This window comes from Paraburkholderia sp. GAS206C (assembly GCF_050435645.1).
GTDB classification, from domain to species: Bacteria; Pseudomonadota; Gammaproteobacteria; order Burkholderiales; family Burkholderiaceae; genus Paraburkholderia; species Paraburkholderia phenazinium_B.
Genome location: NZ_JBNDKR010000001.1, coordinates 260,973 through 284,065 on the forward strand (window position 1 = coordinate 260,973; position 23,093 = coordinate 284,065).

The 23,093-nt window shown below is 61.9% G+C and carries 21 protein-coding genes and 1 riboswitch; of the genes, 15 read left to right on the plus strand and 6 right to left on the minus strand.

The features are described from left to right. Positions 1–59: 59 nt before the first annotated feature. The gene (locus P3T20_RS01240) at positions 60–455 is read left to right on the plus strand and encodes a DUF427 domain-containing protein (RefSeq protein ID WP_074268828.1); all 396 of its coding nucleotides are present in this window, start codon (positions 60–62) and stop codon (positions 453–455) included. A 105-nt stretch (positions 456–560) separates the two neighbouring features. Here the strand turns inward: P3T20_RS01240 and P3T20_RS01245 are convergent, their stop codons facing one another. The 3 genes from P3T20_RS01245 to P3T20_RS01255 all read right to left on the minus strand — a co-directional run bounded on the left by P3T20_RS01245 (position 561) and on the right by P3T20_RS01255 (position 2,840). After that, positions 561–1,316: an SDR family oxidoreductase gene (locus tag P3T20_RS01245; RefSeq protein ID WP_429285801.1), complete on the minus strand. Its 756-nt coding sequence runs from the start codon at positions 1,314–1,316 to the stop codon at positions 561–563. Positions 1,317–1,381: 65 nt separating this feature from the next. Then, positions 1,382–1,783, minus strand: a complete 402-nt coding sequence (locus P3T20_RS01250; RefSeq protein WP_074268830.1) for a nuclear transport factor 2 family protein — start codon at positions 1,781–1,783, stop codon at positions 1,382–1,384. 139 nt (positions 1,784–1,922) lie between these two features. Then, complete coding sequence (locus P3T20_RS01255; RefSeq protein WP_074268831.1) at positions 1,923–2,840, minus strand: LysR family transcriptional regulator; 918 nt, start codon at positions 2,838–2,840, stop codon at positions 1,923–1,925. 287 nt (positions 2,841–3,127) lie between these two features. Continuing rightward, positions 3,128–3,241: riboswitch (glycine riboswitch) on the plus strand. A 41-nt stretch (positions 3,242–3,282) separates the two neighbouring features. Between P3T20_RS01255 and P3T20_RS01260 the strand changes: the two genes are divergently transcribed. The 3 genes from P3T20_RS01260 (at position 3,283) to P3T20_RS01270 (ending at position 6,449) form a co-directional block, all read left to right on the plus strand. Continuing rightward, positions 3,283–4,515: a D-amino acid dehydrogenase gene (locus P3T20_RS01260; RefSeq protein WP_429285802.1), complete on the plus strand. Its 1,233-nt coding sequence runs from the start codon at positions 3,283–3,285 to the stop codon at positions 4,513–4,515. A gap of 99 nt (positions 4,516–4,614) precedes the next feature. Continuing rightward, complete coding sequence (locus P3T20_RS01265; RefSeq protein WP_074268833.1) at positions 4,615–5,148, plus strand: MarR family winged helix-turn-helix transcriptional regulator; 534 nt, start codon at positions 4,615–4,617, stop codon at positions 5,146–5,148. Continuing rightward, the gene (locus P3T20_RS01270) at positions 5,145–6,449 is read left to right on the plus strand and encodes an MFS transporter (RefSeq protein WP_074268834.1); all 1,305 of its coding nucleotides are present in this window, start codon (positions 5,145–5,147) and stop codon (positions 6,447–6,449) included. Before P3T20_RS01265 ends, P3T20_RS01270 begins: the two co-directional genes overlap by 4 nt. Before the next feature lie 25 nt (positions 6,450–6,474). Here the strand turns inward: P3T20_RS01270 and speB are convergent, their stop codons facing one another. The 3 genes from speB to P3T20_RS01285 form a co-directional block, all read right to left on the minus strand. Continuing rightward, positions 6,475–7,440, minus strand: a complete 966-nt coding sequence (gene speB / locus P3T20_RS01275) for an agmatinase (protein WP_074268835.1) — start codon at positions 7,438–7,440, stop codon at positions 6,475–6,477. 133 nt (positions 7,441–7,573) lie between these two features. Then, on the minus strand, positions 7,574–9,061 hold the full coding sequence (locus P3T20_RS01280) for an aldehyde dehydrogenase (protein ID WP_074268836.1): 1,488 nt from the start codon (positions 9,059–9,061) through the stop codon (positions 7,574–7,576). 91 nt (positions 9,062–9,152) lie between these two features. Beyond that, positions 9,153–9,704: a cupin domain-containing protein gene (locus P3T20_RS01285; protein ID WP_074268837.1), complete on the minus strand. Its 552-nt coding sequence runs from the start codon at positions 9,702–9,704 to the stop codon at positions 9,153–9,155. Between the two features lie 421 nt (positions 9,705–10,125). Between P3T20_RS01285 and P3T20_RS01290 the strand changes: the two genes are divergently transcribed. The 11 genes from P3T20_RS01290 (at position 10,126) to P3T20_RS01340 (ending at position 23,012) form a co-directional block, all read left to right on the plus strand. Next, positions 10,126–10,347 (plus strand): hypothetical protein, encoded by a 222-nt coding sequence (locus tag P3T20_RS01290; protein WP_429285803.1) that lies wholly within the window; start codon positions 10,126–10,128, stop codon positions 10,345–10,347. Positions 10,348–10,650: 303 nt separating this feature from the next. Next, positions 10,651–11,442 (plus strand): gamma-glutamyl-gamma-aminobutyrate hydrolase family protein, encoded by a 792-nt coding sequence (locus tag P3T20_RS01295; RefSeq protein WP_074268839.1) that lies wholly within the window; start codon positions 10,651–10,653, stop codon positions 11,440–11,442. A 31-nt stretch (positions 11,443–11,473) separates the two neighbouring features. Continuing rightward, positions 11,474–12,808 (plus strand): glutamine synthetase family protein, encoded by a 1,335-nt coding sequence (locus P3T20_RS01300; protein ID WP_429285804.1) that lies wholly within the window; start codon positions 11,474–11,476, stop codon positions 12,806–12,808. Between the two features lie 35 nt (positions 12,809–12,843). Beyond that, entirely contained in the window at positions 12,844–14,280 is a 1,437-nt protein-coding gene (locus P3T20_RS01305) for an aspartate aminotransferase family protein (protein WP_429285805.1), read from the plus strand. Between the two features lie 79 nt (positions 14,281–14,359). Continuing rightward, positions 14,360–15,493, plus strand: coding sequence for a polyamine ABC transporter substrate-binding protein (locus P3T20_RS01310; protein ID WP_074268842.1), 1,134 nt, complete (start codon positions 14,360–14,362; stop codon positions 15,491–15,493). A gap of 204 nt (positions 15,494–15,697) precedes the next feature. Further along, on the plus strand, positions 15,698–16,864 hold the full coding sequence (locus P3T20_RS01315; protein WP_429285806.1) for an ABC transporter ATP-binding protein: 1,167 nt from the start codon (positions 15,698–15,700) through the stop codon (positions 16,862–16,864). Then, positions 16,861–17,817: an ABC transporter permease subunit gene (locus P3T20_RS01320; protein ID WP_429285807.1), complete on the plus strand. Its 957-nt coding sequence runs from the start codon at positions 16,861–16,863 to the stop codon at positions 17,815–17,817. Before P3T20_RS01315 ends, P3T20_RS01320 begins: the two co-directional genes overlap by 4 nt. Beyond that, the gene (locus P3T20_RS01325) at positions 17,814–18,725 is read left to right on the plus strand and encodes an ABC transporter permease subunit (RefSeq protein ID WP_074268845.1); all 912 of its coding nucleotides are present in this window, start codon (positions 17,814–17,816) and stop codon (positions 18,723–18,725) included. The genes P3T20_RS01320 and P3T20_RS01325 overlap by 4 nt, the downstream gene beginning before the upstream one ends. 37 nt (positions 18,726–18,762) lie before the next feature. Next, positions 18,763–20,346 carry a DUF3138 family protein gene (locus tag P3T20_RS01330; protein ID WP_429285808.1) on the plus strand — a complete coding sequence of 528 codons (1,584 nt, stop codon included), beginning with the start codon at positions 18,763–18,765 and terminating at the stop codon, positions 20,344–20,346. 69 nt (positions 20,347–20,415) lie between these two features. Beyond that, the gene (locus tag P3T20_RS01335; RefSeq protein ID WP_429285809.1) at positions 20,416–21,708 is read left to right on the plus strand and encodes an NAD(P)/FAD-dependent oxidoreductase; all 1,293 of its coding nucleotides are present in this window, start codon (positions 20,416–20,418) and stop codon (positions 21,706–21,708) included. Continuing rightward, positions 21,708–23,012 (plus strand): NAD(P)/FAD-dependent oxidoreductase, encoded by a 1,305-nt coding sequence (locus tag P3T20_RS01340; RefSeq protein WP_429285810.1) that lies wholly within the window; start codon positions 21,708–21,710, stop codon positions 23,010–23,012. Before P3T20_RS01335 ends, P3T20_RS01340 begins: the two co-directional genes overlap by 1 nt. The last annotated feature ends 81 nt before the right edge of the window (positions 23,013–23,093 follow it).

Genomic DNA, 23,093 nt, shown 5'->3' on the forward strand with positions numbered 1-23,093 from the left:
CACCCGTCTCGCCGAGCGCGGCCCACGCTGCGCGGCGAATCAACCCAAGGAGTGTTTCAATGTCAAGCAACCTGAACCAGACAGGCAAGACCGTCAAGATTCCAGGCGCCGATCATCCGATCACCGTCGAGCCGAATCCGGCGCGCATCGTCGTCAAGCTCGGCGGCAAGGTGATCGCCGACACCCGCGAAGCATTGACGTTGCGCGAAGCGGCCTACCCTGCTGTCCTGTACATCCCCAGAAAGGACACGGACATGACGCTGCTGGAGCGCACCGAACATACGACCTATTGTCCGTACAAAGGCGATTGCTCGTATTTCTCGATCCCGTCCGGCGGAGAGCGTTCGGTCAATTCGGTCTGGACCTATGAACATCCGTACACGGCAGTCGCGGCAATCAAGGATCACCTCGCCTTCTATCCGGACCGTGTAGATTCGATCGAAGTGCACGCCTGAGCCGGCGAACTTCGCGACTTCATGACGGTTATGACTTACCGCGTGAGCAGCCTCCCGGCTTGCTCACGCGGTCCCTCTCTTCAACGATCTTCCACAGACGACCGCTCACCCGCCAAACACCTCGACCATCTGGGCATTGAACCCGTTCACGAGTTCATGCTCACCCGGCCCGGGATTGCCGCGGAACAGCATGGCCGCGTCCACCAGCACCTCATCGGTGTCCGTACCGAGCACTGCGATAGTCTCGTTGATAAACGCATCCAGCGGCATCGCCTGTTCAGCTTCGCGGCTGTTCATCAGGTCGGTGCGCACCCACGGCGGCGCGATTTCGAGGACTCGCACCGTGGTATCGCGCAACATGAAGCGCTGCGACATGATGTATGAATGCAACGCGGCCTTGGTCGACGAATACACTGCAGTCACGGCCAGCGGCACGAACGCCAGCACTGAGGTCGTATAAGCGACCACCGCATTGTTCTTCGTCTTGAGATGCCCGAGCAGCGCCGAGGTCATGCGGATCGGCCCGATCAGATTGGTCTCGACGGTAGAAACCAGCAGCACATCGTCGATCCGGCCCGCAGCGCTATCCGGTTGCATGATGCCGGCGTTATTGATCAGCACGTTGAAGTCGGGATAGTCGCGGATCAGTTGCGCCGCGGCCCGCTCGATGCTTGCCGCGTCAGTCATGTCCAGCTCGATGGCGGCCATGCCGGGGTTGGCTGCGACCACCTCGTCGAGAAGGCCGCGACGGCGTCCGCTAATGATCACCTTGTTGCCGCGCTGATGCAGCGCCTCGGCCAATGCACGCCCGATACCCGAGGTGCCGCCTGTGATAAAAATCGTGTTTCCTGTCAGTTTCATGATGGTGTCCTAAATAATTTTCAAGGCATCGTGGTTTCGGAGTCCAATGTTTCTGGGCTAGGACTTTACTCCGGGAAACGGTCGCCGAACATCGGCAGACCGCTCGCGGATTGCTCCCTGGTTGCCTCGTCCTGCAATACGTCCCAGTGCTCGGCGAGCTTGCCGTCTTCGAAGCGGACCACGTCCGCTGCAATCCACGCGGCTGGCCTGCCGCTGCCGGAGAAACGGCCATGCGCGATCACGTAGTCGCCTTCGGCCACGATCAGCTGGTTCTCATAACGTAGCGTGTCAGGCAGCGTGCGGATCAGACCGAACAGCCCGTCGCGCCCCGGTGCAATGTGTGCGCTGTGCTGGATATAGCGGTCCGACCAGAAGCGTTCGGCGGCCGCGTAGTCGCGCTTGTTGAAAAGCGTATCGAAAGCCTCGAGGACGAGGGCCTTGTTCTGCTCAGGCGTGGTTGTGCTCATGTCAGTCTCGATAGATGAAGGTAGATGAGTCGAAGCGCCGCCGGACGTCCCGGACGTCGACGGAACGCAGAGCCGGAACGGTTGCGTGGTGAAGTAAAGATAACGGCGGCTGAGCGGCAGCGGTAGCCGCTCTTTTTCGCTATCTCTTATGTATGCGGCGCATAGATGGCCGCGCTTCACGGCGCAGATCGGCCATGAGGTGTTCGACGACTGCGCGCCCTGCCGCGCGGGTTGCCCGGCCCATTGGAAAGTACGCATGCACTGGGACGTCGTCGGTCGTCCAGTCGGCCAGCAGCCTGACGAGCGAACCATCGGCCAACTCGCGCCGGCACGCCCATTCGGTCGTGGAGGTAATGCCGATGCCCCCTACCGCGGCAGCGACGGCGCCCTCGTTTTCGTTGGTCGAAAAATGCGCTTCGAGATCGACCACCACCTCTTCGCCCGCACGCTCGAATTTCCAGCCCGACGGGACCACCGACGCCGGCCCGCCGACGATGCGATGCCGCGTGAGATCCTCCGGCCTCTCCGGCGCGCCATAACGGTCCACATAGTCGCGCGAGGCGATGATCACGCGCTGGATCTGCGTAATCAGCGTGGCGGTTGCGCTCGAATCGACCAGCCGCCCGAGCCGGATAGCGACATCCACCGCATCCTTGACGAGATCCTGCGGACGGTCGCCCAGCAAAACCTGCAGACGTAGCTCCGGATGAAGTTCGAGAAACGGTGTTAGACGCGGGATGACCTCGCGAATCGCCACACTGGCCGGCATGCTCATGCGCAGCATGCCGCGCAGTTCGCCGCCATCGCGTACGCTGTGTTCGGCGTCTTCGAGCGCGATCAGGATTGAATCGAGGCGCGCGAGGAACTCGGCGCCGGCCTCGGTCAGCACGACGGCACGCGTGGTCCGCGTGAGCAGCCGCGCGCCGAGGTCGGTTTCCAGATCGGCGATGATGCGCGATACCTGCGATTGCGACAGCCCGCATTCGCGCGCCGCAGCGGAGAAGCTGCCAAGACGGGCGACACGGGTGTAAAGCTTGAGGGAGAGGATGTCCTTCACGGTGGCGGCTGTAGGTGGTTGCTGGAGGCGGGTGAGCCTGGGCAAAGGCTATACGATTGATGCATATTTCGCAAATGTCAGGCGAATCCAGTGCATGGTTGCCGGGTCGCGTGTCATCCTGATGTTCGAACCAGGCCGCATTACAGAAATCGCTTGCCCAATCTTTTGGGAAAGGCTACCTTTACGCCGTTCTACACGCTGTCGCGGGAGAGACTGTCACGCCGAAAGGCGGTGGCGGCGCCGACGGAGCAACCGCCCCGGAAACTCTCAGGCACAAGGACCGCCCAGCGGGAACATCTGGAGAGCGGCGCTTTCAGCGCCCACCGAAGGGGATTTCCGTCCGCCCGGCAACGGGATGCACACGGAAAGAAACTCTCAGGTACATGGACAGATGGGGCATGGAAGCCGGAAACGGCCGTGCTCACTCACTCTGGACCATGACATGTCACGTATAGCCATCATCGGCGCCGGCATTACCGGCGTCACGACCGCTTACGCCCTTGCGCAACGCGGCTTCAACGTCACCGTGTTCGAACGCCATCGCTATGCTGCGATGGAAACCTCTTTCGCCAACGGCGGCCAGCTCTCGGCCAGCAACGCGGAAGTGTGGAACAGCACCGCGACGGTCCTCAAGGGCCTGCGCTGGATGCTGACCCGCGACGCACCGCTCCTGCTCAATCCCCTGCCGAACTGGCACAAGTACTCGTGGATGGGTGAATTTCTGCGGCAGATTCCGCACTACCGCGCGAACACGATTGAAACCGTGCGGCTCGCGATTGCCGCGCGGCAGCATCTGTTTTCGATGGCGGAACGCGAGGGGATCGATTTCGACCTCGAACGGCGCGGCATCCTGCACGTGTACAAAACCCGCAAGGAGTTCGATGCAGCCGCGAAGGTGAATGCATTGCTCAAGGAAGGCGGTCTCGAGCGCGAGCCCGTAAGCGCTGACGAAATCCACCGGATCGAGCCCGCGCTCGACGGCACCTTCCACGGCGGTTTCTTTACACCGTCCGATTCGACCGGCGATATTCACAAGTTCACGCGCGGTCTCGCTCAGGCATGCGAACGCCAAGGTGTCGAATTCCATTACGACACGGAGATTGCTTCGATCACGCGTGATCAGACGGGCGCGTTCAGCATTGCGGCCACGAAAACGGGGCAGCCGTTTCAGCAGTCGTTTGCGCGGGTCGTGGTGTGCGCCGGTGTCAGGAGCCGCGAATTCGCCTCGATGCTGGGCGACCACGTCAACATCTACCCCGTCAAAGGTTATTCGATCACCGTCTGTCTCGACGATGAAGCGAGCCAGCAAGGCGCTCCGTGGGTCAGCCTGCTCGACGACAGCGCGAAGATCGTCACCAGCCGCCTCGGCGCCGATCGCTTCCGCGTGGCAGGAACCGCTGAAATCAACGGCTTCAACCGCGATATCAGGGCCGAACGGATTGCGCCCCTGGTCGACTGGACGCGCCGTTATTTTCCGCAGGTGAATACGTCGCGCGTCATACCGTGGGCCGGTCTGCGCCCCATGCTGCCGAGCATGTTGCCGAAGGTGGGCAAAGGCCGTTTGCCGGGCGTGTTCTATAACACCGGCCACGGGCATCTCGGCTGGACACTTTCGGCGGCCACGGCTGCAGGTGTAGCGGACGTGATCGAGCAGACCAGCCGGCGCGCGGCCTAGCCCTCTCCGGCTGCTCGCGGGCGTTCAGAAGCAGCTTGCGCTCTCGCCTCAACGTGTGCATCATGCATATATGCACACTGCACACGTTGAGGCATCGTCATGACGCAGCGCACCGAAAACCTCCTCGGCGTACTCGCCCTGCTGGTGACAGACGAGATGAACGCGCTGAACACCGTGGCCGCCCTCGCCGGCCCCACGGCGCGCGCCATGCTCAACGCCGTTGGCCAGTACCCCGATTCGTCCATCGAAGTACTGCGCGATGCGGTGGACCTTTCGCATCCGGCGGCGGTCCGTGCGGTGGCGGGGCTCGTCGAAGCGGGCCTGATCGAGAAAAAGCCCGGCCCCGACAAGCGCGCTGTAGCGCTCGCCCTCACCGCCACCGGCAAGCGTGAAGCAAAGCGCATGCAGACCGCGCGCGAACGGATGTTGCAGCGCGTGGTCAGCCGTCTCGACGCGGACGAACGCATCGTGTTCGAAGACCTGCTGATCAAGATTCTCTGGCATGAAACGCGTGATCCAGCGCATGCCATGCAGCTGTGTCGTCTGTGCGACGAGGGCCCTTGCCTGAAGGCAGGCTGCCCGGTCGAATGCCGCGACCAGGGCTTGCCCATGCCACAGCGGAGCGGCGCATGAATTCCGCGGTCTCTGCACGCTGGCGTGCGATTGGAGCGCTGACCGCCGTGTCGGCGTTCACGCAGATCGGCCAGTTCGGCATCGGCTTCATGGTCTTGCCTGTGTGGCTGGCTCATCAAGGGCTCGACGCACCGCGAGCCGGGCTCTTTTCCGCAGTTCAGTGGGCGGGCATGTTTACCGGGTTGCTTTCGGCGCCACGGCTGGTGGAGCGGTTCGGCGCCAGGCGCACCGTGTTGCTCGCGCTGGCGGCAACGGTCATCGCCTTCGCCAGCATCCGCGCACTAACCTGGCCTCTATGGATCGTCCCCGGCTTTCTGATCGGACTCGGCATGGGGCTGCGCTGGATCGCGAACGAGACCTGGCTTTACCGGCTGGTTCCTGCGGATGCCAGCGGGCGCGTGGTCGGCATGCACGAAGCGTTGATCGCCGTCGCGGGGGTGATTGGTCCAGCGCTTGCTGCGTGGTGCGGGGTCGACGGGCCGATCATTTTTATAGCCGGCGCGGCATGTACGTTCGCCGCGGCCGTCCCGCTCTGGCTGGCAGGTTCCGATGCCGCCGGTGACGCAAACACACAAAGCAGCCAACTCGCTCGCGCGTCCGGGGTTCATGAAGTTCCTGATGAAGTTCCTGATGAAGTTCCTGACGATACCGAATCTGACGAAGCCGCCGATGCTCTCCAGGCCGCCCGGTCCGCTCAGCACGCCGCCAGCAGGCAGGCAAACGGTATCGACCCGCTGATCGCCCTGGGCATGGTGGTCGTGGTGGTAGGCGGCCTGGGCGATGGCGCGCTATTCGGCCTCTTTCCCCTCTTCGCCAATGGCCGCGGCCTAAGCGTCACACAGACCGCCACACTGCTGACCTGTTTCGGCGTTGGCGGCATGGTCCTGCAGTTTCCAGTCGGCTGGCTAGCGGATCGCACTGACCTGCCGACGGCGGTCATGTTTTGCGCCGCAATCAGTGCGCTATCGATTGTCTCATTCGGACTCGCAGCGCCCGCTTCATGGCTGCTCAGCGCGAGCGCGCTGCTGCTAGGCGGTCTGAACAGCGCATTCCTCACGCTCGGTGTCTACGCCGCGGCCTCCGGCGCGAAAGCCGCACTCATTCGCAATATGCGGCTGATTTCGCTGACTTTCTGCGCCAGTTCGATTGTCGGCCCTTTGCTCGCCGGTTTTGCAATGAAAGCGCTCGGCAACGACATGCTGATATGGCAGTTGGCGCTGGCGAGCGGCGCACTCGCCGTCTACACGCTGGGTCTGCTCGAGGGCCGGCGTCAGCCGCGCGGAGCGTCCTCCACGAGCTAACGCCAACGTCAGTGCCGCTGAAGCATCAACGTGTACCGGCTACCTTGCGCTGCCGCCACAGGCACAACACATCGCATGCAATATGCGCCGCGGCAATCGCGGTGATCTCGCTCTGATCATAGGCCGGCGCCACTTCCACGACATCGGCGCCAATCAGATTCACACCGGTCAGGCCGCGCACGATCGCCAGCCCTTGCGCCGACGACAGGCCGCCTGCGACCGGCGTGCCCGTACCCGGTGCAAAGGCCGGGTCGAGGCAGTCGATATCGAAGGTCAGATACGCGGGACGCTCGCCGACAATCGACATGATCCGCTCCACCGAGGCTCGCGTACCGTGCTCGTGCACCCACGCGGCATCGAGGATATTGATGCCCATGAAGTCGTCGTTCCACGTGCGGATGCCGACCTGCACCGAGGTCTGCGGGTCGATCAGGCCGTCCTTGACCGCCTTGTAGAACATTGAGCCGTGATTCAGGCTGTCCGGGCTGTCGTCGGCCCAAGTATCGCAGTGTGCGTCGAAGTGGATCAGCGACAGCGGCTTGCCATACTTCTCGGCATGCGCGATCAGCAGCGGATAGGTGATGTAGTGATCGCCACCCAGCGTCAGCATCTTCGCATCCGAGCGCAGGATCGTGCGCGCATGCTCGACGATTGCGGGCTTGATAGTCAGCGGATTGTGCGCGTCGAACCAGCAGTCGCCGTAGTCGGTCACGGCGAGATCGTCGAACGGATTGAAGCCCCACGGATAAGGGTACAACTCGGACAACTGCACGCTTGCCGCACGCACCGCAGCGGGACCGAGGCGCGCACCGGAGCGAAAGGTGGTCGCCAGATCGAGTGGAACACCCGAAATAGCCACGTCGACACCGTCGAGCTCGCGCGTGTACTTGCGTCGCATGAACGACAGCACGCCCGCATAGGTGTTTTCGATCGAGGAACCGTACAGGGACGGACGGCGGATTGCACCGTCGCCATAGAGAAGTTCAGTCATGGGATGACCTGATAAAACATGCCGGCAACACGCGCGAGGTTTCCCGAGGTTGTACGCGTATCGCCCGGCTTCGGATTCATTGGGAACGCGACGGTGCCGTAATCGCGCACCGCCGCGCTGGCTTGCGAATCCTTTAGCGCAGCCGCACCAGCGTAGACTTCAGCTCGGTGTACTTCTCCAGTGCGTGCAACGACTTGTCGCGGCCGTTGCCCGATTGCTTGTAGCCGCCGAACGGGAAATTCATGTCTCCCCCTTCGTCGTAGCAGTTGACCCACACAGTGCCGGCCCGCAGGCTGCGCGCCATTTCGTGAGCGGTGGTCAGATTCGAAGTCCAGACTGCAGCAGCCAGACCGTATTCACTATTGTTCGCAATCCTGATGGCTTCTTCCGCCGTATCGAACGTGATGACCGACAGCACCGGTCCAAAGATTTCTTCACGTGCAATTTTAGCATCGGCCTGGGTGTCGAAAATGGTCGGCTCGATATAGTAGCCACCGCTCTCCTGCTTCACGCGGCCGCCCCCGAGCAGCAGCTTCGATTCCGCGCGGCCCGCTTCGATATAGCCCAGCACGCGGTCCAGTTGCACCTGGTCGACAATTGCGCCCATCGAGGTCTTCGGGTCCAGCGGATTGCCCGGTGTATAACCGCGTGCAGCGGCGATCAGCTTGTCGAGGAACACGTCCTTGATGTCGCGATGCACGAGCAGGCGCGAACCAGCCGTGCACATCTCGCCCATGTTGTAAAAGATCGCGCCCGCGGCGGCGTTGGCGGCGCGGTCGAGGTCCGCACAGTCCGGCATCACGATGTTGGGCGACTTGCCGCCCAGTTCGAGCCATACGCGCTTCAGATTCGACTGCCCGGCGTACTGCATGATGAGTTTGCCCACATTGGTCGAGCCGGTGAAGGCGAGACAATCTACGTCTGGATGCAGCGCGAGCAGCTTGCCCGGCTCACCGGCGCCCGGCACGACATTGAACACGCCCGCCGGAATACCCGCTTCGTGGGCAAGTTGCGCGATACGGATGGCCGTCAGCGGCGACTTCTCGGAGGGCTTCAGCACCACGCTATTGCCGGCCGCCAGCGCCGGGCCGAACTTCCACGACGCCATCAGGATCGGAAAATTCCACGGCACTACCGCCGCCACGACGCCGATCGGCTCACGCGTGACCAGCCCCACCAGATGATGATCGGCCGGGGCCACTTCGCCACCGATCTTGTCGATCGCCTCGGCAAACCATTCAACGCAGTACGCGGCGCCCGGCACGTCCACCGAAGTCGTATCGCCGATCGGCTTGCCGGCGTCGAGCGTTTCGAGCAGCGATAGCTCGTCGAGGTGCTCGCGCATCAAGCCGGCCCAACGCAGCAGGACAGCTTTGCGCTGGCGCGGATTCAGCCCGGACCACACATGCGAATCGAAGGCGCGGCGCGCCGCCGCAACCGCCGCGCCGACATCGTCCGCCGCGCTATCGGCCACCTTGACGAGCAGCTTGCCGTCGATCGGGCTCAGGCAATCGAAGGTGCGCCCGCTCGCAGCATGGCGATATTCGCCGTCGATAAACGCGCGGCCTTCGATCGAAAGCGTTGCGGCCTTGTCCTGCCAGTAAGCCAGAGTCTTTTCCATCAGGATGCCTCAATGTTATGCGTTCGACGTCCAGCGTGAGAGCCGCCCTCGCAGCCATCACGAGCGTCGCAACGACGTTGACGCGGAAAGTCTAGAAGCTCGGCGGCGAATTCGCCGAGACGATTTCGCAGACGTGTTCCGCGCTGGGATTGCGAAAACGGTGCGGCAAACGGCTTTCGAAGTAGTAGCTGTCACCGGGGTCGAGCAGCCACGTAGCGCCGTCCACGGTCAATTCGATCTGACCGCTGACGATCACCCCGCCCTCGTGTCCGGTGTGCACGAGCATCTCCGGTCCGGTGTCTGAAAGCGGTTGATAGACTTCCCGCAAGATGCCCATGTTGCGGTCTTTCACACCCGCACCGGCGAGATAGAACTCGATCGACTCGTTGCCGAGATTCGGCATGTCGGCGCGGCGCGACACCACGGAGCGGTCAGCTTCCACTTCGAACGTGAAGAATTCGGCGAGGCTCATCGGTATGCACTCGAGCAGCTTCTTGAGCGACCCGACTGAGGGACTCACGCGATTTTGTTCGATCAACGAAATAGTTCCGTTAGTGACGCCCGCCCGTTTGGCCAGCTCGCGCTGAGACAGGCCATTCTTCTTACGGATGTACTGCAGGCGGGACGCAACTTCGATGGACATCGCTGCACTCTCAGAGTGGATGAACCCGTTTAAGGAATCAGCAGGATCGCGTCGGGTCTGCGCGAGTGTTGAATATTCTAATCACTTTAAGGCTGCCGCTGCTGGGGAAAACCCTTTGATGCATTCGAAATACCGGCTATTGCAATACGCATACCCAACCCGCGGGTTTTGGCCTATTGCCTCGGGTAAGCCCTGATAAATCTTTTATAAAAATGATTTGACGGCAATATTGGCTCGTATATGCTGGTTCACAGGGGGTCGTCATGCCAACGTCACAGATCCTCCAGCGAGTGTTTTGCGACGAAGCGAAGCAGTTTCGCTGCGGCACCAGGCGATCAACCCGCGTCACGTTTCTTTAAACGCCCTGTGCGTTTCTGAACGAGGCGTTCAATACTTTCAACGTCGCTAGTCGAGTGTAATCGTGAGAGTCCGAGGCCCTTTGGTTAGGTGGGAACGCAGTCAGGCGAGATGTCTTCGTCCTGAAGGCACCATCGCCGACGGCAGCAACGGCAGCCTTGCGTTTCGCCGCTTTCTGTCCGTCTTCACGATCCTGTCCCGCCGTTCTGTCCGACGCCACAATTCCGTCTCTGCGCGCGCTTTCATCGCCGTACGCACCGACGAAGTCGCTTCCCTGCTGCCCTAGCGCCTCTCTATTTACCGTTCGGTTCACCTGTTTGCCTGAGCGTATGCGTGTGCCTTTACCGGCACCAGCGCTTGTGCGTGCATCGTTTCGTCTGTTGTCTGCGCATTCGTATCCGTTGCGCCAGGTAATGGGCTGAACCGAACGGCTTTCCTGATAGCAATGCGCGGCATGGTCCGCTAACGACCTCCGCCTGCACTTCCGGTGGCTTTGCGCCCTGCGCACGGCTGCGGAATCGTGCCGCGCCTGTTTTAACGTTGTTCGCGCCGCGTCCCGCGGGGAATAAACACGTCCATTCATTTAGTCATGCGAACCAGACCCCTGGTCGGCATTAGCGCCGACAGAACGATGACGGGAGTGCACCCGTCGCACACGGTCGGCGAGAAATATATCGCCGCTGTCGTCGACGGCTCACACGCGCTGGCGATGCTGCTGCCCGCGCTCGGCAACCGTCAGGCCGCTGCCGAGATTCTCGCGACGGTCGACGGCTTGCTGTTTACCGGCAGCTATTCGAATGTCGAGCCGCACCATTACGGTGGCGAGCCCAGCGTACCGGGCACGCTGCACGATGCTGCACGCGACGCGACGACGCTGCCGCTCCTCGCTGCAGCGATCGACGCCGGTGTGCCGGTCCTCGCCGTCTGTCGCGGCTTTCAGGAAATGAATGTGGTGTTCGGCGGGACGCTGCATCAAAGCGTTCACGCGGTGGCAGGTTTAAACGACCACCGTGAGAACAAGGAAGACGAACTGGACGTGCAATACGCACCGTCGCATTCCATCGCGCTGACCGAGGGCGGCCTGCTGCAGCGCCTTGCAGCGGGAGCGAATGAGGCACGTGTGAATTCCTTGCACGGACAAGGCGTCGAGCGGCTAGGCAACGGCCTCGTGGCCGAAGCCACTGCGCCGGACGGATTGATCGAGGCGGTGAGCGTCAGGAATGCGCGTGCCTTCGCTTTGGGTGTGCAGTGGCACCCCGAGTGGAAGCACGCGAACGACGCGCTGTCCACCGCGATCTTCCGGGCGTTCGGCGATGCATGCCGCGATCGAATGCGCACCAGGGCCGGCTATGGCGCGGCATCCGCCGCCACGCACGCCTGAGCTGGTCCGCGCAAAAACTGAGAGAACAATCATGCAAGACATCGACGAATTTCTGAAGCAACACCGCATCACCGAGATCGAAGCAATCATTCCCGACATGGCCGGGATCGCGCGCGGCAAGATCATTCCGCGCAGCAAGTTCGAATCCGGAGAATCCATGCGCCTGCCGCAAGCGGTGATGATCCAGACCGTCACGGGGGACTATCCGGAGGACGGTTCACTGACCGGCGTCACCGATCCCGACATGGTCTGCGTTCCCGACGCTTCGACCATCCGCCTGATTCCGTGGGCAGTCGATCCCACCGCGCAGGTGATTCACGACTGCGTGCACTTCGACGGCACACCGGTCGCCATCTCGCCGCGCCGGGTGCTGCGCCAGGTGCTCGAACTGTACAAGGCCCGTGGCTGGAAGCCGGTTATTGCGCCGGAACTCGAGTTCTACCTCGTCGACATGAACAAGGATCCGGATCTGCCGCTGCAACCGCCGATCGGCCGGACCGGCCGTCCGGAGACAGGCCGCCAGGCGTACTCGATCGAAGCGGTCAACGAATTCGATCCGCTGTTCGAAGACATCTACGAGTACTGCGACATTCAGGAGCTCGAAGTCGACACGCTGATCCACGAAGTCGGCGCAGCGCAGATGGAAATCAACTTCATGCACGGCGACCCGCTCAAGCTCGCGGACAGCGTGTTTCTGTTCAAGCGCACGGTGCGCGAGGCCGCGCTGCGTCACAAGATGTATGCGACGTTCATGGCCAAGCCGATGGAAAGCGAGCCGGGTTCGGCGATGCACATGCATCAGAGCCTCGTCGACGAGGAGAGCGGGCACAACCTGTTCACCGGCCCCGACGGCAAGCCCACGCGACTATTCGACGGATATATCGCCGGCCTGCAGAAATATACGCCCGCGTTGATGCCGATTTTCGCACCGTACATCAACTCCTACCGCCGCTTGTCGCGTTTTATGGCGGCTCCGATCAACGTGGCGTGGGGCTACGACAACCGCACGGTGGGCTTCCGGATTCCGCATTCGGGGCCGGCTGCACGGCGCATCGAAAACCGCATTCCAGGCGTGGATTGCAATCCCTACCTCGCCATTGCCGCAACGCTTGCGGCCGGCTACCTCGGCATGACGCAAAATCTGCGGCCTACCGAGCCGCTGATCAGCGACGGCTACGAACTGCCCTATCAATTGCCGCGCAATCTCGAAGAGGGCCTGACGCTGATGGGCGGGTGCGAACCGATCGCCGAAGTGCTCGGCGAGAAATTCGTCAAGGCCTATCTGGCATTGAAGGAAACCGAGTATGAAGCGTTTTTCCGCGTGATCAGTTCGTGGGAACGCCGGCACCTGCTGCTGCACGTTTAAGACGTGCGTAAGCCAAGAGAACAACTGGAGGCAACATGAGCTACAGAACAGAAGAAGTCGCGTACGTGCAACCGGCCCAGCCGGCGGCGTTCGCGCAGGTATCGCAACAACGCAGCACTGCTGAGTATCGCGCGCTCGACGCGGCACACCATATTCACCCGTTTTCGGACATGGGTTCGCTCAACAAGGCCGGCAGCCGCGTGATCGTCAAGGCCAAGGGCGTGTATGTATGGGATTCCGAAGGCAACCAGATCATCGACGGTATGGCGGGTCTGTGGTGCGTGAACGTCGGCTACGGCCGCAAGGAACTCGCCGACGCCGCCTACCGGCAGATGCTGGAGCTGCCCTACTACAACACCTTCTTCAAGACCACGCATCCGCCGGTGATCGAACTGTCGGCGCTGCTCGCGGAACTGGCGCCCGCTCCGTTCAATCACTTCTTCTATTGCAACAGCGGTTCGGAAGGCAACGACACCGTGCTGCGCATCGTCCATCAGTTCTGGGCCACGCAGGGCAAGCACGCGAAGAGGTACGTGATTTCGCGCAAGAACGGCTATCACGGTTCGACAATCGCCGGCGGCACGCTCGGCGGCATGGGCTACATGCATGAGCAGATGCCGTCGAAAGTCGAGAACATCGTTCACATCGACCAGCCGTATTATTTCGGCGAAGCCGAGGGTAATCTGACGCCGGAAGAATTCGGCCTCGCCCGCGCACAGCAGCTGGAAGCCAGGATCCTAGAGATCGGCGCGGAGAACGTCGCCGCGTTTATCGGTGAGCCTTTCCAGGGGGCGGGGGGCGTGATTTTCCCGCCGTCGACTTACTGGCCGGAAATCCAGCGCATCTGCCGCAAGTACGACATCCTGCTGGTGGCAGATGAAGTGATCGGCGGTTTCGGGCGCACCGGTGAATGGTTCGCACATCAGCACTTCGAGTTCGAACCCGACCTCATCACGCTCGCCAAGGGCTTGACGAGCGGCTATGTGCCGATGGGCGCGGTCGGTCTGCATGACCGCGTCGCCAAAGTCATTGTCGAAAACGGCGACTTCAATCACGGCCTCACCTACTCGGGCCATCCGGTTGCGGCAGCGGTGGCGGTCGCCAACCTGAAGCTCTTGCGCGACGAGAAAATCGTCGAGCGCGTCAAGACCGACACCGGTCCGTACTTCCAGAAGCAGTTGCGCGAGGCCTTCGCGAACCATCCGATCGTCGGCGATATCTCCGGCGCCGGGCTGGTAGCCGGTCTGCAACTCGCGCAGGAGCCTAAAACGCGCAAGCGTTTTGCCAATGGAGGTGAAGTCGGCACCATCTGCCGCGACTTCTGCTTCAACGGCAACCTGATCATGCGCGCTAGCGGCGACCGGATGCTGCTGTCGCCACCGCTCGTGATCACGAAGCAGGAAATCGACGAGATCGTGTCGAAGGCGAAAAAAGCCATCGACGCGACCGCACAACAACTCGGAATTTCGTAACGGCAGTTCTTTTCCGGCCCGGGCGCAACAACCATGACACGCGCCCATGCCGGGATTCTAACTTCAAGGGAAAAACGCCATGAGCGCTAGTCATACTGGACGTCATCTTCGACATGCGGTTGCGGGGGCCGCGCTTCTCGCCGTCACGAGCTTTACTGCGCTGTCGGTCTCACCGGCGCTTGCGGCCGACACGGAACTGAACGTGTACAACTGGTCGGACTACATCGCCAAAGACACGATTCCGAACTTCGAGAAGCAGGACGGCATCCACGTGAAGTACGACAACTACGACAGCGACGATACCTTGCAGGCCAAGCTGCTCGCAGGGAGTTCGGGTTACGACATCGTGGTGCCGACGTCCAACTACATGGCCAAACAGATTCAGGCCGGCGTCTACCAGAAGCTGGATAAATCCAAGCTGCCGAACCTGGCGAACCTCGACCCGGTTCTGATGAAGATGATTACCGACGCCGATCCGGGCAACCAGTACGGCGTGCCCTGGGCATACGGCACCGACGGCATAGGCTATAACCTGCAAGCCGTACAGAAGGCACTCGGCGCCGATGCGCCGGTGGATAGCTGGTCGCTGGTGTTCGATCCGGCCAACCTCTCCAAGCTGAAGGGCTGCGGCGTGTCGTTCCTCGACCAGGCTGTCGACGTGTTCGCTGCCGTGCTGCAATACATGCACAAGGATCCGAACAGCACGAACCCGGCTGACTATCAGGCCGCCTTCGAAGTGCTGAAGAAAGTCCGCCCGTATATCACCCAGTTCAACTCCTCCGGTTACATCAACGACCTCGCCAACAACGACATCTGCGTCGCCGTGGCGTGGTCGGGCGACGTCGGCATCGCCAGCCGCCGTGCCGCTGAAGCGAAGCGCTCGTACACGGTCAAGTTTTCCAACGTCAAGGAAGGCGGCCTGCTGTGGTTCGACGTGATGGTGATCCCGAAGGATGCGCCGCACGCTGAAGCCGCACTGAAGTGGATCAACTACATCGAAGATCCGAAGGTCAACGCCGCGATCACCAACGAAGTCTTCTACCCGACCGCCAACAAGGCTGCACGTCAGTTCGTGACGCCGGGCGTCGCTCAGGACACCACTGTTTATCCGGGTGACGACGTATTGAGCAAGATGACGCTGATGAAGCCGATGCCGAGCGACATTCTGCGCCTCGAAAACCGTCTTTGGGCTCAGCTCAAAACCGGCCACTAATCTTTAGACACCGCATATCAGCGGATATAACCGCGGAGCAGGGATCGCTCGATCCCTCTCCGCCTGAATCAGGCAATAAGGCAGTCAGCCTGCGCCTTGCAAGCGCAGTCCCATGTTTCCCGATCGCAGCAGACCTTTGTGAGCCGCCCCGCGCGCCCCACACGGGGACGCTTACGCCCGCGATCCGTAAGGAATGGTTACGCCATGAACTCGACGACCTCAAATAGCGCCGCCCAGGCGGCTCGTAATGCTGCAAAAGCCGCGGTTACGACTAAAAGCAAGTCCGACGAATTCGTCCGCATCGAAAACGTCGTAAAGAAATTCGGCGACAGCACCGCTGTCGATAACGTCAATCTGACCATCGCGAAGAATGAACTCTTCGCACTGCTTGGCAGCTCGGGCTGCGGCAAGTCCACGCTCCTGCGCATGCTCGCCGGGCTGGAAACGGCCACCTCGGGACGCATCTTCGTCGACGGCGAAGATCTCGCGGCGATGCCGCCGTACAAGCGCCCGGTCAACATGATGTTCCAGTCGTATGCGTTGTTCCCCCATATGAGCGTGGAGTCGAACATCGCCTTCGGCCTCAAGCAGGAAGGCACGCCGAAGAACGAAATCAAGGAACGCGTTGCCGATGCGCTGCATCTCGTGCAGATGAGCCGGTTCGCGGGCCGCAAGCCGCACCAGCTCTCGGGTGGCCAGCAGCAGCGTGTGGCGCTGGCCCGCTCGCTCGTCAAGCGTCCCAAGCTGCTGCTGCTCGACGAGCCGATGTCCGCGCTCGACAAGAAGATCCGCCAGAAGACCCAGCTCGAGCTGGTCAACATCATCGAGAAGGTCGACGTGACCTGCGTGATGGTGACCCACGATCAGGAAGAAGCGATGACCATGGCCGGGCGCCTCGCCGTGATGAGCGAAGGCCGCATCGTGCAGATTGGTACGCCCTCCCAGGTTTATGAGTTTCCGAACAGCCGTTTCTCGGCCGAGTTTATCGGCACGACCAACATGTTCGAAGGCGTGGTGGTGGAGGACGAGCCCGATCACATCTTCGTCGAAAGCGAGGATCTCGAAGCACGCATGTATGTGAGCCACGGCATCACGGGTCCGCTCGGCATGCCGGTGGGCATCTCGGTACGCCCGGAGCGCGTCAGGGTTTCGCTCGAGAAGCCGGGCACGCCGCACAACTGGGCCCGCGGGGTCGTCTCGGATGTCGCGTACATGGGCAGCTATTCGCTGTATCACGTGCGCCTGCCGAGCGGCAAGACCGTGGTGTCGAACCTGTCCAGCTCGCACCTGATGAACGAAGGGGCGCCTGCCTATAACGACGACGTGTTCGTCCATTGGTCGCCGGCGAGCGGCGTGGTGGTGACGCAATGACACCATCCGTCTCCACCTCCTCCGTGGCGCCCAGCGCACTCGCCCGGCTGCTGAAGCGCCTGACCGCCCTGCTGCCGTCGGGCCGCACAACGGTGATCGGCGTGCCGTTCATCTGGCTAACGCTGTTCTTCGCACTGCCCTTCGTGCTGGTACTGAAGATCAGTTTCGCCGATCTGCGCCTGAGCATTCCACCGTACTCCGACCTCGTCAGCATGAAAGACGGTGTCGTGCATCTGGCGATCCAGCTCGGTCACTACGCGTTTCTGCTGCAGGACGACCTGTATATCGCGACCTACATCAGTTCCCTGAAGATGGCGGCCATCTCGACCTTCTTCTGCCTGCTGATCGGCTATCCGATCGCGTACTACATTGCGCGTTCGGAGCCGGCCAAACGCAATCTGCTGATGATGGGCGTGATGCTGCCTTTCTGGACCTCGTTCCTGATCCGCGTCTATGCATGGATAGGCATCCTGAAGGACGACGGCCTGCTCAATCACACGCTGATGGCGATCGGCATGATCCACTCGCCGCTGCGGCTATACCACACCGATATCGGGGTCTATATCGGCATGGTCTATTCGTATCTGCCATTCATGGTGATGCCGCTGTATGCGCACCTGGTGAAGATGGACCTGACGCTGCTCGAAGCCGCCTACGACCTCGGCGCCAAGCCGTGGACCGCCTTCACGCGCATCACGTTGCCGCTGTCGAAGAACGGCATCATCGCCGGCAGTCTGCTGGTGTTCATCCCCGCAGTGGGCGAATACGTGATCCCCGAACTGCTCGGTGGCGCAGACACCCTGATGATCGGCCGCGTGATGTGGGACGAGTTCTTCAACGATATGGACTGGCCGATGGCGTCCGCCGTCACGGTCGCGATGGTTCTGCTGCTGCTCGTGCCGATGGCCGTGTTCCAGTACTACCAGGTCAAGGAACTGGAGGGCGCGAAATGATCCGGCCGAACAGAAAGCTTTCCAACACCGTCCTGACGCTCGGGTTCCTGTTCCTTTATATCCCGATCATCAGCCTCGTCGTGTACTCGTTCAACGAGTCGAAGCTCGTCACCGTGTGGTCCGGCTTTTCGCTGAAATGGTACGGGGCGCTGCTGCAGGACGACGAGTTGCTCAGCGCGGCGTGGCTGTCGCTGAAGATCGGGCTGTTGACGGCATGCGCCTCGGTCGTGATCGGAACGTGGGCGGGTTTCGTGCTCGCGCGCTTCGGGCGCTTTCGCGGCTTCACGATGTTTGCCGGGATGATCAACGCGCCACTCGTGATTCCTGAAGTGATTCAGGGCATCTCGCTGCTGCTGCTGTTCGTCGCGCTCGAACAGATGCTCGGCTGGCCAAAGGGCCGCGGCCTGTTCACGATCTGGATCGGCCACGTGATGTTGTGTGTCTCCTACGTCGCAATCATCGTGCAGTCACGCGTCAAGGAGCTGAACAAGTCGCTCGAGGAAGCCGCGCTCGATCTCGGCGCAACGCCGTTCAAGGTGTTCTTCCTGATCACGCTGCCGCTGATCTCGCAGGCGCTGATGTCCGGCTGGCTGCTGTCGTTCACGCTCTCGTTCGACGATCTGGTGCTGTCCGCGTTCCTTTCCGGTCCCGGTTCCACCACGCTGCCGCTTGTCGTGTTCTCGCGAGTACGTCTCGGTCTGAATCCGGAAATGAATGCGCTCGCAACGATCTTCATCACGGTTGTAACGATCGGTGTGATTGCAGTGAACCGCTGGATGCAGATTCGTGAACGCAAGCGCACCCGCGATATGCAAATGGCGTTTGCCGTTGCCGAAGCCGCCGATGCGGCAACCGTTACCCCTCAACCCGCCGCCGTGCGCAAGTCGCTCGGTACCGTCCGAGTTTAAGCAGTTCCTGGCAATACGACCAACAAGGAGAATGTGCATGAGAAAGAAACTCATCTGCCTGCTAGTGGCGGGGAGTCTGCCTGGCGTTGCCATGGCGGACGCCACCAGCGATGAGATCAAGGCGCTTCAGGCCCAGCTGAACGCCTTGCAAAAAGAAGTGAAGCAATTGCGCTCGGAGGTCGCAGCCAAACCCAAGGCGGTAGCCGCCGCACCGGCGCCAGCGCCGGCTGCGGCACCTGCCGTGGCCGCAGCCCCGGTGGACATTTCGTCGCCTGACTACGGCAAGTCGCAAGCGACGCTGACCAACGACCAGGTCGACTCGATGAAGCAGCAGATCGCCAACCAGCAGCTGAAGGTCGATTCGCTGGTGGATGCGCAGAACACCGGTCCGATCGCAGGCCTCTCGATCACCGGCTATATCGATCCGACCTATGTCTATAACCGCGCGCCAGGCACCTCGTCGTTCCTGTTCGCGAACCACGAAAGCAGCTACAACTACTTCAACAGCACGTTCGGCGATCTCTACCTCGACATCAAGAAGACTTTCGGTGTCGGCCCGATGGCGCCGTCGGCCGAAATCACGCTGATGCCGAACCGCGGCAACGGCATTACGCTGCTGCAGAACGAGCACGGTACGATCAGCGACAACATCCTGAACACGGCAGTCGTGACGGTACCGGTGACGGCGACGACGACCTTTGTGGCCGGCTTGATGCCGAGCTTCGGCGGCTATGAAGTGCAGCAGTCGAACCAGATGACCACGCTCACGCACAACCTGCTGTATGACTTCTCGGATCCGGGCAGCTATGTTGGCGTAGGTGTGAACTACACGGGCGACGGCAGCAACTGGGCGTGGAAATTCATGCTGGGCAACGAACAGTACCGCACGTATGGTTCCGTGGTGCAGACGGGCACCAACGCGTTGGGCGATCCGATCACCAGCAGCAACAAGATCCCCACTTTCACGGCACGGGTCGACTACACGTGGTCTAGCGCGCTGGATCTGGGTGGCTCGTTCAACATCGGCCGGCAAACGCTCGCCTCCGGACTCGACTCCAACGGCAATCCGGTGTACGGCGTGGGCGGTGCAGCGCCAAGCGCCTTTGGCACTTTCTTCTTCGCTGAAGCCGATGCCGCTTACACGCTCGCGGACGTCCAGTACAACGCCGAGCTCGACTACGGTCAGCAACAGAACGCTGCATTCAACGGCGGCCAGGCGCAGTGGTACGGCATCTCGCTGCTCGCGCACCGCAAGTTCACTTTGCCGACGGTGGGCCGCATGGGTGTGACGGCGCGTTACGACCTGCTAGCCGACACCAAGAACGGCGGCGGCGGCGGTGGCATCGCGCTGAACTCGAACGGGATGGACACGGCAGACGGTTTTGGCATCGGTGCAAGCTGCCTCGCGAATTCGAAGGCGAACGGCGGCCTGGGCTTCGAGTGCAAGGGCGCCGTCCACCAGGACGTCGCACTGGACCTGCTGTTCTATCCGACCCAGCAGATCACCGTGAAGGTGGAATACCGGCATGACTGGGCCACCCAGGATACGTTCCTGCGCAACGATGGCTCTTATAGCAAGTCCAACGACATGCTGGCCACGCAGTTCATCTACGCGTTCTAACCTGTACCGCCGAAGCGCGATTGCCTGCCTCGAGGTGTCGCGCCTCGGCCCTTATTGTGTTTTCTGCCTATGCTCCGGTTCTCGAACCAGCCCCATGCCGCGTCGTACTACGCCGCGACGCTCAACGATACGACCCGTCATGCCCCGCTCGACGGCACATTGAAGGTGGATGTCTGCGTGATCGGCGCCGGCCTCACCGGCATCTCGACCGCGCTCAACCTCGCGGAACGCGGCTATTCCGTTGCGGTGCTCGAAGCCTCGAAAGTCGGTTGGGCGGCGAGCGGGCGCAATGGCGGCCAGTTGATCGGCGGCTTTGCGTGCGATATGGATACGTTCGCAAAGCACATGCCCGCCGAAGACGTCAAACGTATGTGGGAGATGGGACTCGAGACGCTGGATATCGTCAGGGATCGCGTCGCCAGACATCAGATCGACTGCGATCTCAAGTTCGGCTATTTTCATGCGGCGAACAAACCGCGCGATGCCGCAGCGCTAAGGCAATGGCGAGATGAAGCACACACGCGCTTCGGTTACGACCGTTTCCGTTACATCGAGCAAGACGGCCTGAGCCACTACGTGCAGTCGACACGCTATCTGGGCGGCCTGTTCGATCCGGACAGCGGCCACTTGCATCCGCTTAATTACACGCTTGGCCTCGCGCGTGCGGCGTGCGCAGCGGGCGTGCAGATTTTCGAAGACAGTTGCGTGAGCCAGATGCGTAGCGAGGGCAATGGACATGTGATCGAAACCGCTCATGGCGAGGTGCAGGCACAATTCGTTGCGCTCGCCTGCAACAGCTGGCTGGGTGCACTGGCACCTGAACTCGCGCGCAAGATCATGCCGGTGGGCACGTACGTGATTGCCACCGAGCCGCTCGACCCCGCGCGTGCGCGGGCCTTGATGCCGGCGCAAGCCGCCATCTGCGATAGCCGGTTCGTGCTCGACTACTTCCGCCCCGCGCCGGATCACCGCGTGTTGTGGGGCGGCAAGGTCAGTTACTCGACGTTTGCGCCGCGCGATCTGGGCGAAGCAATGCGGCGCGATATGCTGAAGACTTTCCCGCAACTGGCCGACGTCAAGGTCGACTATGCGTGGGGCGGTTTCGTCGATATCACGATGAACCGCGCACCGCATTTCGGACGCCTCTCGCCCACTGTGTACTTCGCGCAAGGCTTCTCCGGTCACGGTGTCAACACCACGGGGCTGGCAGGCAAGCTGATCGCCGAGGCGATCGACGGCCAGGCCTCGCGCTTCGACCTGTTCGGCAAGATTCGCCACCGCGATTTTCCGGGTGGCGCTACACTGCGCACCCCTGCCCTCGTGCTCGCGATGGCCTGGTATCGAATGAAGGACCTGCTTTGATGGCTGACAGTCTCGACCGCCGTGCGGATGCACTGATCCGCGACTCCTATTACGAAGCGAGCGCCGTGCGCCCGCTCGCGGATGATCCGATGCTCGATGCCGCACTCGAAGCCGACGTCTGCGTGATCGGCGCGGGTTTTGCCGGGCTCTCGGTTGCGCTCGAGTGCCGGGCGCGCGGCATGTCGGTGATCGTGCTCGATGCGCACCGTCCCGGCTGGGGTGCGTCGGGGCGCAATGGCGGACAGACGCTGGTGGGTTTCGCCAAAGACGAGATCATCGAAAGGCAGCTCGGGCTCGATGGGGCACGCGCGGCCTGGGCAATGTCCGTGGAAGGCGTGGCGCTGGTGCGCGAGCGCATCGAACGGTATGGGATCGATTGCGATTTCACACCGGGCTATCTGACCGTCGCGACCAAACCGAAGCGCGTGCCCGATCTGCGCTCGTGGATGGACGATGCTTCGTCGCGCTGGGGCTATACGAAGCTTTCGTGGATCGACACCGATGAGATCCGCGCTCGCGTCGCATCCCAGCGTTATCTGGCCGGCGTCTATGATCCGTTCTCCGGGCATCTGCATCCGCTGAAATACTGTCTGGGTCTTGCCGAAGCGGCGGGCCGCGAAGGAGCGTTGCTGTTCGCGCGTTCGCCGGTGGTCGAAGTGGTCCGCGGCGAACGGCCGGTCGTGCGGACTGCGACTGGTGAAGTGCGTTGCCGCTTTGTCGCTGCGTGCGGCAACGCGACCATCGGCAATGTGCTGCCCGCGACGGTCGCGGCGCGGATCGCGCCGATCGCGTCGTATATCGTCGCCACCGAGCAGCTCGGGCAAGCGCGTGCGTCCGCCTTGATCGCCAGACGGGAAGCCGTGTGCGACAACAATTTCTTCCTCGACTACTTCCGCATCTCGGCCGATCATCGTGTGCTGTTCGGCGGCCGCGCCAGTTCGACGGGTGCGTCGCCTGCGCAGCTGTCCGAGCAGATTCGCAAGCGAATGGTGGACGTGTTTCCGCAGGTGGCCGATGCGCGGGTCGAATATGCTTGGGGCGGCTTCGTGGATGTCACGCGCAATCGCGCGCCGGATTTCGGCTCGATCGATCCGAATTACTTCTATGTGCAGGGATTTTCCGGGCATGGCGTGGCGTTGACCGGGATTGCCGGGCGCGTCATTGCTCAGGCCATTGCCGGTGAGACAGCGGCATTCGATCTGTTCGCCGGGCTGCGTCATACGCGCTTTCCGGGTGGGCCGGCGTTGCGCGGACCGGCGCTTGAGCTTGGGATGCTGTATCACCGGATTCGCGAACTGCTGTAGCTGTCACTCGGCAAAACGGACCCGCGCCACCGCTGGCGCGGATCGCCTCGCCCGAACTGAAGGACCGGAACGGCGTGATCA